Annotated in this window: 12 protein-coding genes; 8 read left to right on the top strand and 4 right to left on the bottom strand. The window is 63.5% G+C overall.

What is annotated here, in order from left to right:
• Positions 1-457: 457 nt before the first annotated feature.
• Positions 458-658: a hypothetical protein gene (locus QTI68_RS38565; protein WP_286529596.1), complete on the bottom strand. Its 201-nt coding sequence runs from the start codon at positions 656-658 to the stop codon at positions 458-460.
• 429 nt (positions 659-1,087) lie between these two features.
• Here QTI68_RS38565 and QTI68_RS38560 point away from each other — a divergent pair, with 429 nt between their 5' ends.
• The 4 genes from QTI68_RS38560 to QTI68_RS38545 all read left to right on the top strand — a co-directional run bounded on the left by QTI68_RS38560 (position 1,088) and on the right by QTI68_RS38545 (position 4,367).
• Positions 1,088-1,507 carry a hypothetical protein gene (locus tag QTI68_RS38560; RefSeq protein ID WP_286529595.1) on the top strand — a complete coding sequence of 140 codons (420 nt, stop codon included), beginning with the start codon at positions 1,088-1,090 and terminating at the stop codon, positions 1,505-1,507.
• Between the two features lie 20 nt (positions 1,508-1,527).
• Positions 1,528-1,836, top strand: a complete 309-nt coding sequence (locus QTI68_RS38555) for a hypothetical protein (protein WP_286529594.1) — start codon at positions 1,528-1,530, stop codon at positions 1,834-1,836.
• 60 nt (positions 1,837-1,896) lie between these two features.
• Positions 1,897-2,217 (top strand): hypothetical protein, encoded by a 321-nt coding sequence (locus QTI68_RS38550; RefSeq protein WP_286529593.1) that lies wholly within the window; start codon positions 1,897-1,899, stop codon positions 2,215-2,217.
• Positions 2,218-2,483: 266 nt separating this feature from the next.
• Entirely contained in the window at positions 2,484-4,367 is a 1,884-nt protein-coding gene (locus tag QTI68_RS38545) for a GMC family oxidoreductase (protein WP_286529592.1), read from the top strand.
• 41 nt (positions 4,368-4,408) lie between these two features.
• On the opposite strand, the gene QTI68_RS38540 is transcribed toward QTI68_RS38545, so the two are convergent.
• Positions 4,409-4,744, bottom strand: a complete 336-nt coding sequence (locus QTI68_RS38540; protein ID WP_286529591.1) for a hypothetical protein — start codon at positions 4,742-4,744, stop codon at positions 4,409-4,411.
• Between the two features lie 260 nt (positions 4,745-5,004).
• Between QTI68_RS38540 and bglX the strand changes: the two genes are divergently transcribed.
• The 4 genes from bglX to QTI68_RS38520 all read left to right on the top strand — a co-directional run bounded on the left by bglX (position 5,005) and on the right by QTI68_RS38520 (position 10,235).
• Positions 5,005-7,302: a beta-glucosidase BglX gene (gene bglX / locus QTI68_RS38535; RefSeq protein WP_286529589.1), complete on the top strand. Its 2,298-nt coding sequence runs from the start codon at positions 5,005-5,007 to the stop codon at positions 7,300-7,302.
• A gap of 535 nt (positions 7,303-7,837) precedes the next feature.
• A complete protein-coding gene (locus tag QTI68_RS38530; protein ID WP_286529587.1) occupies positions 7,838-8,797 on the top strand; it encodes a universal stress protein in 960 nt (319 codons plus the stop codon).
• The gene (locus QTI68_RS38525) at positions 8,794-9,597 is read left to right on the top strand and encodes a universal stress protein (protein ID WP_286529586.1); all 804 of its coding nucleotides are present in this window, start codon (positions 8,794-8,796) and stop codon (positions 9,595-9,597) included. The genes QTI68_RS38530 and QTI68_RS38525 overlap by 4 nt, the downstream gene beginning before the upstream one ends.
• 2 nt (positions 9,598-9,599) lie before the next feature.
• Positions 9,600-10,235, top strand: coding sequence for an N-acetyltransferase (locus QTI68_RS38520; protein WP_286529585.1), 636 nt, complete (start codon positions 9,600-9,602; stop codon positions 10,233-10,235).
• Here QTI68_RS38520 and QTI68_RS38515 read toward each other — a convergent pair.
• Entirely contained in the window at positions 10,227-11,786 is a 1,560-nt protein-coding gene (locus QTI68_RS38515; RefSeq protein ID WP_286529584.1) for a nitronate monooxygenase, read from the bottom strand. The two genes, QTI68_RS38520 and QTI68_RS38515, sit on opposite strands and share 9 nt — an antisense overlap.
• Positions 11,786-12,004: a hypothetical protein gene (locus QTI68_RS38510; protein WP_286529583.1), complete on the bottom strand. Its 219-nt coding sequence runs from the start codon at positions 12,002-12,004 to the stop codon at positions 11,786-11,788. The genes QTI68_RS38515 and QTI68_RS38510 overlap by 1 nt, the downstream gene beginning before the upstream one ends.
• Positions 12,005-12,088 lie beyond the last annotated feature (84 nt).

Below are 12,088 nucleotides of genomic sequence, written 5' to 3'. Positions count from 1 at the left end.
GAACATCCGTTCGATGACAGCGAATCGATGGGGTCGCCGCTGCCTACTCCGCCCTTCGGCACGGCGCAAGCATCGCACAGACGGTGCGGTCATGCGACAAGAAATCGGGTCTCCGGCGCCGAGCATCAATTTTATCAACCGTGGAGTTGAGCGCGTCTCGTGCCGAGACCTGCGCCGCGAGCCCTAAGGCGGAGTTGGTTCAGACCTGTCGATCCCCTGCCCGTTTGGTCGCGAAATGACCGCAATGGAGCGAATGCCCCGACGGCTGCTCCTGGCCGTGACTGCCTGTTCGCCAAACTCGCCGATAGCCGACCTTTACCGCGGCCTTGCTGAATTTGGCGGATGGGTCAGTTCGGCTGAGCTCCGCCTTGACTTCGGCTCGTCACCGCACCGTCCCGCCACCGGCAAGCAACGCCTTGAGAGGACGTGGTCGACTATCAGAACGACGAAAAAGCGATCAACGTCCTTGCTGCAGCCGGTGCAGCCCTTGGTCTGTCAGGAGTTTGCCGCCCAAGCGGTCCATTTCCACAAATCCGTTCGACCTTAGGCGATTCGAGACTTTGATTGAGTCGGTCGGATACCGCCGGGCATTGGCCTCCTGGAGAGCTTGGAGTGCACTCCACTGTTCGTCGTTGAGCTGAACTTTCTTGCTGGCCATCGCACTCTCCTTCAGCGGGCGGCCAGTATCGTCGCGCGTCCAACCAGCGCGCCACCTTGGAATTTCTCTTGCCAAGAGGTTCGAATCGGACTAGGAGGGGCAGCCACGAAACAACCAAAGACTGTGCAGGTCCAGCACGAGGCAGCCACTCCCAGCGGGGTCGAAGGCAGCCAGGAACTCAATTGCCGAACTGAAGACCGCGGCGGCCAGCCCGACCAAAAGGAGCAACTCGCGAATCGAATCGCGACGAGCCCAGCGGCCGGCCCACTTGCGGTAGCGACCTCGCTCAGAGAGCCCTCACCGCGTTCAGTTCAGGTCGATGCAGCAAGGCCGGACGGCCAGTGTTCATGCATACGGGGCTTCTCGAAAGCCGACCGTCTGCTAGCCTCGGAGGGCCACCAACGAGCCCCAACACTCGAAAGGACCCGCATGCGCTCACGAATCTCCGCTGCCTCGTTTGTCGTTTCCTTGGTGCTCTTGCCGCTGATAGCCGAGGCCCAGCCCGCCGTCCCGTCCACGACGGTGACTTTCAAGAAGGGCGCATCGAGTGCCGCCTTCCAAGGCAAGCTTCAGGGACCGAACGCCGACACACGCGACTACATCGTGCGTGCTGGCTCTGGCCAGAAGATGACCGTGGAGATGCAAACGAAGTCCACCTCAGCCTACTTCAACGTGCTGGCGCCTGGCAGCGAAGAGGCGCTCTACCGTGGCGAGGTGGCTGGCGAACCCACGTGGTCGGGCGCCTTGCCCTCCAGCGGCGACTATCGGGTGCGCATTTTCCTCAACCGTGCGGCTGCCCGCCAGGGCAAGTCGGCTGCGTACGCTCTCAAGATTTCCGTGGTGAACTAAGCCAGATGCGCGTCCTTCGCATGCTGCTCTATGCCTACGGTGTTGGCGGCGCGCTCTCGCTGCTCGTCATCCCCGTCAGTGCCAAAGGATGGTTCGGATTGGAACCCGACCCGCTTGCCGCTGTGTTTGCCATCCTGCTCGCCTCGCCGTGGGGTTTGCCGCTGCTAGGCATGTTGCCGGGTGACTCGCCGTGGCTGGCGGGCATCCTCCTGGCTGCCTGCATTTCCTTCAACCTGCTCTTGGGCACCTGGCTGCTGCGCTGGTTGCGCCAACGTGCGGAACGCAAACGGGCCGGCAGTGCCAAGTTGCGTCAGGACGAGGCCGGCTAGGGCATGGCCATCCGGTCGTCAAAATGCACTCAGCGGGCTTGGTGTTCGCCGGAACTTCATGTGAAAAGGAAATTTGTCTGCGCACTTTGGCTTGAACAGGACAGACCTGTTTTATTGGAGTTGCCGGCATACGGTGATGACTCAATCAAATACAACTGCCCAAATCCGCCTTACCTGCTTTATGAATATGTGGCTGGGCAGTGGCGCAGCAAATCATTGGCCGAGATAAAAATTAAAAAAATTCGGTCCGACCTGACTCATCATCCATTGTCCATGAGAGACGAGACAAAGAAAAAAATACAATTTAACCGCAGAGCAGACATCCGACTCGTACACCTATCTGGAGGGCGTGAAAAAGGTGTCGTACATCATCAAATTTGAAGGTATGCCCAAGCAAACATTCGTCAAATACGAAAACTGCGACAAGCCTTTCAATTATTTGATTTCAAATTGGGAAGACCAGGATGGCTGCCGGGTAACCCGGGCCATAAGACAGCTGTCGCCTCTGTGGTGCCTGGCTCGGCGAGCGCGGACCCAATTCGCGCTACGGAAGATGGAGGGCCCCCAAGGGGTTACACCAGCAGTGGAGCAATCGAGTTCGGTTCAACATAGCACCCCGGCCACAGCTTCGCGGAAGGGACATCGTCATGTCAGACACCTTTGACTTCATCGTAGTGGGAGCAGGCTCGGCAGGCGCAGTGATTGCGGCTCGCCTGTCCGAGGACCCGTCCTGTCGGGTTGCGCTGCTGGAAGCGGGCGGCCGCCCGCCCGTCGAGGAGTCGATTCCCGCGGCGTGCTCCGCGATGCAACAGAATCCGCAGACGGACTGGATGTACACCGCGGATGCCGGCAAGTGCGGGCTCGGGCTGAAGGGAGCGCGCATGATGATGCCGCGGGGCAAGATGCTCGGGGGGTCGTCCGGGATCAACTACATGGCGTACGTGCGCGGCCATCCTGGCGACTTCGACGCCTGGGCCGAAGGCGGCGCCAGCGGATGGAGCTACCGCGACGTGCTGCCGTACTTCAAGAAGAGCGAGGGCCTCTCGCCGAGCGACGACATCTCGATCGATGCGCCAGCGCACAACACTGCCGGTCCTCTTGGCGTGTCCGTGCGTGCGCCGGTGCTCGCGGGCGCGCGTGAGTTCGTGGATGCTGCCGTCGCCGCGGGTATTCCGCGCGGCGACTACAACGGAAGAGACCGTGGTGGGCCCGGCGGCGTCGCATCGCTCTTCCAAACCTCAACGCGAAGCGGCAAGCGCTCCAGCACCTTTCACGCCTTCATCGAAGGCGACACCGAAAAGCGGTCGAACCTCACCATCATCACCGGGGCGCAAGTCACGCGCGTGCTTCTGGACGGCGCGACGGGGCACATGGCCGCGACGGGGGTCGAGTACCGCATCGGCAGTGGTGAAACCCGTACCGCCTTCGCCACCAAAGAAGTCATATTGAGTGGGGGCGCCATCGGGTCGCCGCACCTCTTGATGCTCTCGGGCATCGGGCCCCGGGCGGAGCTCGAAGCGTCAGGCATCACATGTCAGGTCGACTCGCCGCACGTCGGGAAGCATTTGAAGGACCACCTCCACGTAGGCCTCTTCTTTCCCGCACCGGGGGTTGGCATACCGGTGAACGAACTTGGCGTCTCGTTCGGCCCCTCGGCCCTGCGCGCTCCAGCGGGACCCCTGCCCGCGAACCCCGATGACGACGCACAGATGCCCCCCGAACTGCAGGGGCTGAAGCAAGAAGCAGAACGACGCATCACCGAGTGGGCGACCACCGGTCATGGCCTGATCTCTTCGTCCCTCTACGATGCGGCCGCCTGGTACTCCACCGGCCTTGGCGACAACCACAGTCACGATGCACAAATCGCCTTCTTCGCTTGTGGCTACAACGACGACCTCTGGCAGCGCTGCCTGTGTGTCGACGTGAATCAATACTTTGACGATGCGTCAAAGCGTCTGGCAGGCGAAGCGCAGAGCATGATCGTTCTCGCCAACCCTGTGCAACCGCACAGCGAGGGAGAGATCGTGCTCGCGAGTGCAAACCCTGCGGACCACCCGACGATCCGCATGAATTACTACGGCGACCCGCACGACATGAAGGTGATGGTCGCAGTGCTGCGTCGGGCGCTGGACATCGTTGATCACTGGCCGGCACACCGGAAGATCGGGCCGCTGCTCATCCCGCCATTCCTTGCCAGCAAGCACGGTCACATCGAGGGCGCCATGCCAAGTGACGCCCTGCTTGAGGACCTCGCGCTCCACTATTCCTTTACCGTCTACCACGTCACGTCGACGTGCCGGATTGGGAGTGTCGTGGATCCACGTCTGAAGGTGATGGGTGTGCAGGGGTTGCGTGTTGCGGACGCGAGCGTCATGCCGAACGTGGTCAGCGGCAACACGAACGCGGCGTCGATCATGATCGGCGAGAAGGCGGCGGAAATGCTGGCCGCCGATCACGGTGTGAAGCTCTCCGAATTCGTGATCCAGCATCCATCAGTCGGTGCTGCTGCGGATGTCATTCCGGCAGTCTAGCGGCGCGGATGGACCGATGACGCAATTGACCGGCTGACTGGTCAGCACTCGCCCTTCTTGGCGTGGCCCGGTGGGCAGTGGTAGCGATTGCCTTCGTGGTGATGACGGTCTCGGTCGTAGTGCTCGCGGGCCTCCCACTCGCGTCGACTCCAATAGCGACGCCCATCGTAGTACCGCTCGCCATACCAGCCGGGCACAACCACCACCTGTGCAGGCGGAGGCACGTACACCGGTCGCGGGGCAACGTACACAGGCGGCGGTGCGACGTAGACCGGCGCTGGTGTGCCCACATTGATGTCGATGTTGACCGCGTGCGCGACGCTGGTCAGGCCGAGCAAGGCGCATGCAGCTGCTGCGAAATATGAATACTTTTTCATTGGTGTCCGTGATGAAATGAGGGACGCGACCTTCACCAACGCGTCGATTGCCCCGCGGTTGACCGGCGCCAAGGCACGCTGAGCAAATCGAACAATTTTAATTCGACCCGGTTCGCCGGGCCGCTGGCATCAATGGGCGGCCACGGGCTGCCTCAAGTAGCAACCCTGCAAGAGGAGAGAGCGAGAGATCTGGCCTCCCGCCCTGGGGCATCGATGCATTAGTCTCGGACTCCGCCTTGAGTCCACCGAAAGCCGCATTGATGAAAACACCTTGGTTGCTGGGCCTGCTCGCCGGCTTGGCCATGCCGATGGCGTTGGCCCAGCCCAACCCCGCCCTGCTGGGCAACAAGAGTGCGTTCATCGCCGATGTGCTGCGGCAGATGACACTCGACGAAAAGATCGGCCAGCTTCGCCTCATCAGCTTCGGCCCGCTGATGCCGGCGTCGAAGCTTGCCGAGGAAGTGGCCGCCGGCCGCGTCGGTGGCTCTTTCGGCGTCGTCAGCCGCCCAGAACAGCGTCCACTTCAGGAAGCGGCCATGCAACGGAGCCGGATGAGGATCCCGGTGTTTTTTGCCTATGACGCGGTCCATGGCCACCGCACCACCTTCCCGATCGGCCTGGGCCTCGCGTCGAGCTGGGACCTGGAAGCGGTTCGGCTGAGCGCGCGCGTCGCCGCGCAAGAGGCCAGCGCCGACGGCATCGATTTCACGTTCGCGCCGACCGTTGACATCGCCCGCGACCCCCGCTGGGGTCGCACCTCGGAAGGCTTCGGCGAAGACCCGTACCTCGTGTCGCAGATGGCGCGCGCGATGGTCAAGGGCTTCCAGAACGATTCGGCCGCCAAGCCGGACAGCCTCATGGCGTCGGTCAAGCACTTCGCGCTCTACGGCGCCGTCGAAGGCGGGCGCGACTACAACATCGTCGACATGAGCCCGATGCGCATGTACAACGACTACCTGCCGCCCTACCGCGCGGCCATCGACGCGGGTTCGGGCGGTGTGATGCTCGCGCTGAACGCGGTCAACGGCGTGCCGGCCGCGGCGAACACCTGGCTGCTGCAGGACCTGCTGCGGAAGGACTGGGGCTTCAAAGGCGTGACGGTCAGCGACCACGGTGCCATCGCCGAACTGCTGCACCACGGGGTGGCGCGTGACGAGGCCGAAGCCGCCAGGCTCGCCATCAAGGCCGGCGTCGACATGAGCATGGCCGACGAGATCTACATCAAAGAGCTGCCCGGTCTGGTGAAGTCGGGCCAGGTCAGCGAAGCCGAGATCGACAACGCCGTGCGTGAGGTGCTGGGCGCCAAGTACGACATGGGCCTTTTCCGAAATCCGTTCCTGCGCATCGGCAAGGCCGAGGACGACCCGGCAGATCTCAAGGCCGGCAGCCGCCTGAATCGCGCGCCGGCGCGTGACGTGGCCCGCAAGTCGATGGTGCTGCTTGAAAACCGCAACCGCACGCTGCCGTTGCGCAAGACCGGAACGATCGCGCTGGTCGGACCCCTCGCCGATTCGCAGGTCGACATGCTGGGCGCGTGGTCGGCCCAGGGTGTGCCGGCCTTGGCAGTGACCTTGCGTCAAGGCATGGCGGCAGCGATTGGCGACAAGGCGAGGCTCCTCTTCGCACGCGGCGCGAACGTCACCGAAGACAGCCGGGTTGTCGACTACATGAACTATCCGAACGGAGAGGCGCAGGAGATCGTGCAGGATGGCCGCACGCCGCAAGAGATGATCGACGAGGCCGTGGCGGCGGCGAAGCAGGCCGACGTGGTCGTGGCTGCCGTGGGCGAGTCGCGCGGCATGTCGCATGAGTCGTCGAGCCGCACGCGCCTCGATTTGCCAGAGAGCCAGCAGGCCCTGTTGAAAGCGCTCAAGGCAACGGGCAAGCCATTGGTGCTGGTGTTGATGAACGGCCGCCCACTGACGCTCGGCTGGGAGAAAGCCAATGCCGACGCAATGCTGGAGACCTGGTTCGCCGGCACCGAAGGCGGCAATGCCATCGCCGATGTGCTCTTTGGCGACGCCAATCCAGCGGGGAAACTGCCGATCTCGCTGCCTCGCTCGGTGGGGCAAATCCCGACGTACTACAACTTCCCACGCCTCGGCCGGCCTTTCACGCCGGGCAAGCCCGGCAACTACACCTCGCAGTATTTCGACGAACCGCAAGGCGCGCTGTACCCCTTCGGCTATGGGCTGAGCTACACCGACTTCACACTGTCGAAGCTGGTCCTGTCGTCGCGCAAGGTGCGAAAGGGCCGCACGCTCGAGGCCAGCGTCACGGTGAAGAACAGCGGCGACCGTGCCGGCGACGCGGTGGTGCAGCTCTATGTTCAGGACGTGGTCGCTTCGGTCGTGCGTCCGGTCAAGGAGCTCAAGGGCTTCCGCAAGCTGATGCTGCAACCGGGCGAGACGCAGGTGGTGCGCTTCCCGATCAGCGAGACGATGCTGAGCTTTTACAACCAGCAACTCAAGCGCGTCGCGGAACCCGGCACTTTCAACGTGCAGGTGGGGCTCGACTCACGCGATGTACTGCAGGAGAGTTTCGAACTGCTGCCCTGACGTGGTGAAGTTTCCCGGTGAGAGTCGAGCCATGCAATCTGGCAAGGACCGTGAGGACATCGGCCCCGACGATTGCAGAATTAATTGGACTGCCTACACTCCCCTCATGACCACCACCCTGATTTGCGCCCACGTTGCCTTGGCTGCGCTGCTTCTCGCAGCCACCAGCGCACGTGCGGCTGCAAAGAGGGCTCGTCGTCAGCTGACGCCAGCACATTCCTAAGCCCGGCGGTCCGCTCTCTCCCCTTTCAGCGCATACATCCACCGCCGGGCAAAAGCTTCGCGCGGTCGCGGATGCCACCTCGAAGACGGCGTTCGCATTTCGATGGAGTGCAGCCATGCACGCAGTTGTTCACGGCGAGCGCACGCTCACCGATCTGGATTTCGCTCGCCTCACAAACTACGCCCGGTAGGCCCGCGACCGCCAGGTCGACCCTGACGGCTCTCGAACGAGCCGACCGCAGCCGCAGGTATTCCCGAAGTCGCGATGTCGCGCGCAGGAAGCTTGGCGCTAGCCATTTCGAAAGGATTTGCCATGACCCCTCATTCCGTCCTCGCAGTAACCGATTTTTCCCCGCTCGGAAACGATGCGCTCGCTCGCGCAGCCCTTCTCAGCGCGGAGCACGGCGCGACGCTCAATATCGTCTACCTGGCCTACCCTGGGGAGGCTCCGCCTGAAGATGCTTCCACCAGACTGGCGCACCACGCTCTGCAACTCGGCCAGCGACACGGCGTCCCGGTGCGCGCAGTGAGCCGACTTGCCTTCACCGTCCAGGACCTCATGCCTCACGTGGGCAGCGCTGACCTCGTCGTCTGGGGCACAGCCGCCGTTCGAAGTCTGCGAACGTTCTTCACAGGCCAGCCGGTCGAGGAACTGCTTCGAGCCGCGAAGCGGCCCGTTCTCGTCGTGCGGCGCGCGGCCTCGCACGATTACCGCAGTCTGATCGTGGCGGTCGACTTCACGCAGGCATCACGAGGGCTTGTCGACCTTGGCTTTGCTCTCAGCCCGTCGGCCCAGGTCGAGCTCTTCCATGCGGTCAGCACAGCCAACGAAGGGAAGCTTCGGTACGCCGAGGTCTCGAACCGTGCCATCAAGGCCTACCGCAGCGAGTGCCGGCGCTACGCTCAGGACAGGATGTTCTGGCTGACGGACTCATACGACTCGAGGCGCAATCGCGTGCTGTCCGCCGTCGGCCACGGCGATGCTGCTCGACAGACGGTCGTGCAGCAACAGAACAGCGGCGCAGAGCTCATCGTCGTCGGCAGGCGACCCTCATCGCGACTGAGCGACCTCTTCTTCGACAGCACCGCGAACCGCATCGTCAGCTACTCTGACACCGACGTGCTCGTGGTGCCTCACGACTACGAGCCGGCATCCAGCGCCCGCGCCGTGAAGCGGATTTCACCGGCAGGGCACGAGGTGCGCCGGGTCAGGGCCGGCGCGCCGAATCCACCGCGCCTTCCCAATCCGGCCGCAGTGTTCGGTGGACCATGAGCTTTCATTCCATTCTCGCCGCCACCGACCTCTCGCAGCAGGGCAATCGCGCGGTGATTCGTGCCGCGACGCTCGCTGCGCCGAGGCGCGCCTTGCTGAAAATCATGTATGCGCCCTCGGATTTCCGCGGCTCCATCGACTCGGATGTCGAACAGGACGTGAAGCGACTCGCTATGGAGGTTCACACGCGCTTCAATGTTCTGGTGAAGACCGTTGCCGACACTCGCGGTGACCTGGAAGGAGTCGCCGAGGAAGCCCGATCGGCAGACATGCTGGTTGTCGGCGAGCATTGGAAGGAATCCACCGGATTCTCCTTTCGCGGCAAGCCAATCGAGCGCCTGCAGCAACTCGTGCCTTGCCCTTTGCTGCTGGCTCGGTTGGAGGTGTTTCATCGCTACCGTCGAATTCTGGTGGCGATCGACTGCACGTCTTACTCCAAGAAGCTGCTGCAACTGGCTCGAAGGCTCGACAGCGACGCTCAAATCGAGCCGTTTCATGCGGGCGATTCGTCGCCAGCCAGGCGCAACAGCGTCAGCCCCAACGACGTGGCGCGCCGGGCGGTGATTCAACAACAGCATTCCAACGCCGATCTCATCGTGGTCGGAAAGTCCAGAAATCCCGGATTCTCGGAATTTCTCTTCGGGAACGTGGCACACCGCGTGCTGCGGTGGTCGAGTTGCGACGTTCTCCTGGTACCTCACGATCTGCGTATCGACCCTATCCCTGGAATGACGACGCCATCTCCCTCACGCCATGACCCAACGGCCACCCGGCACCTGTTGGCCAAGCCGGAGCAGTAGCCATGATCCTTTCCCTGCCATTCCCCCATTTCCGCATCCCCTTTCATCGCCCGGTTGAACTTCGGGTCGATGTCGATCCGTCCGCGACGAACCGCGGCGACTCGCTCACTCACGTCTACGAGCGCATTCAAACGCCAGGCGACCCACTTCACGACCTGCCAAGCTTCAGCCTTCGTGATCCCCATTTCAAGGTCCACATCCGGGAGGTCGACGGCGAGCGCCATGCGTACGTCGAAGACATGCAGCGACGATGTCTGGCTGGCTGCACGGTCTTCAACAGATTGGTCGAAGTCGACCGTCGGGCGGATCGGCATCTTCGCTCTCCTCATTCGCGCTATCTGCCCCAATACCAACGGCAAGGAATCGCGACGGCCGTCTACGACTGGGCGCTCGCCACCGGATCCTGCTTGATGACAGGGGCGCGTCAGTCGGCGGGCGCGCACGCCCTGTGGCGCAATCTGGCGCGGCGCTACGAATCGGGCTTCGCAGAACTTCGCAACAAGAAGCTCACCTATCTGGGCATCGATATGAGTCCCGGCGATCTCGAGCGACTGGAAACCCGGATGTTCTTGCTTCCGGCGAAGTGCTCTCTCCCCGAGTTCTGCGCGGCGGTCGGAATGCAGATTTCATCACGTTGAGGGGGTTTCGGAAGGCGCCGCAGGCAGCGCCGCATCCACGCGATCGATGTTGTCGCGATGCGCCCTCAGCATCTCCGCCAGCGCGTTGCACAGCGCATCGTCATCGATGCGCGGCACCAGAGCTTCAAGCCTGCGGGCCACCCAAGCCTGCCCGCGATTGAGCAGCGCCAGCCGCGCACGCAAGTCGGGGAGGGCCATCACCTTGCCGTAGAAATCGCCAGTGCGCGTGCTTGGTGATCCACCCAACCTGTGGATGGCAGCCATCAACACGCCGCACCATTGGACTTCGCCGCGATGGACCAGGCGCACCGTGGCGGCCAGCGATTTGTCGTCGGTCTGCCGCAGCAGCGCCAATGCGGTTCGGGCGCCAGCGCGCTCAGCTTCCAGCAATTCGTTCAGAGCTTCGAGCAGCGCGTCGCAACTGAGAGATTGCCGATAGGCGTCGTCGAGCTCTTCGGCGTAGCAAACGGGCGAGGACAGCGAGATCCGCGGCGCATTCGGTGACTCCCGCAGAACGCTCGCACCGAGCAAGGCGGCTGCTGCGGAAGTGATCGAGCGCACGCGTTGCTCTGCACCGACGATGCGGTCGACCTTGGCTGCACCCTCGCCGGCATACAGCGCCATGGCTTCCAGATCGCCTGTCGTCGAACGCAACGGCGAATCGGTGCTGAAAAGGTAGATCGGCCGACCCGCATCACTGCCGATGACGACGCGGCCATCCGCAAAGGGATCGCCGCGCTGGCCGCGCGTAACGCTGTTGGGCAGAACGCGCACGCGCGCCCCAGCGGGCCAGTTGATGTGGAAGTCCTGCGTCAGCAATGTCGCGCCGTGCGGCGCGTCCACGATGCGTTGTTGGTGATAGGGATGGGCGAACGACTCGTGGGTCGGGATCAGCGCCGTTCCGAGTACCGCCCCCTGGGCCCCCAGAGAAAGTACCGAAGCCACGTCGGCGCCGTCGGCCAAGCCGCCGGCCGCCAGCACCGGCACGCGCACGACGGCGAGCACGTCGTTGAGCAACTCCGCCAGGGGTCGATCGCCGCGTACGTGCCCGCCGGCCTCCACGCCTTGGACAATCAAGACCTGGGCACCGGCCCCCTGGGCGTCAAGCGCTTCCTCGACGCTCCCGACCTGGCAAAGCACCAGCATGCCCGCGCCGCGACAGCGCTCGATGCATGGCGCGCTGAGGTCCCAGAACAGGCTGATCGCGGGAACCCGCAATTCGATCAGGGTGTCGACCTGTTCGCGCAACAGGTCCGGATCCGTCGCGGCGGGAATCAGGCTTACGCCGAAGGAAGCGTCGCCCGCGGCACGCACCTTGCGCACCTCTTCGCGGATCAGGGCTGTCGGTTCACGCACCATGCCCAGAAGGCCGAAGCCACCGGCGCGCGTCACCGCGTTCACCAGATCCGCGCGCGCCACGCCGCCCATCCCGGCGAGCACCAAGGGGTAGCGCGAGCCCAACAGCCCGCAAACCGGCCGATGCAGGATGCGAGCGACGGCCTGCTCGGCGAATCGCCCTTGCCCGCCTTCGGGAACGCCCGGCGCCCGCATCAGAAGGCAGTCTGCAGTTCACGCTCCAGCCTGCGCTCGTCCTCCACGCCGCGCACGCCAGGAACGTTCTCCGCCGCGATGCGTGCGGCGTCTCTCCGACGCGCGCGACGGACGAGGCCGGTGAAGTGGACCTGCGGGAGGACGTCCACCACTTCGCGAAGTTCCGTGCCGGGCTCCAACGCAATCACGGTCCGGGTCATGACGTCTCTGGCTTGCATGTCACGCTCCTTCAAAAGGATCTACCGTCACATCGTGCACCCTTGGAAGCGTCAAGTAAAACGATATTTATCATCCATTGAGTG

Origin of the sequence: Variovorax sp. J31P207 (genome assembly GCF_030316965.1) — a bacterium.
Taxonomy (GTDB): Bacteria; Pseudomonadota; Gammaproteobacteria; order Burkholderiales; family Burkholderiaceae_C; genus Variovorax; species Variovorax ginsengisoli_B.
This window is presented reverse-complemented; position numbering and strand designations above follow the sequence as displayed.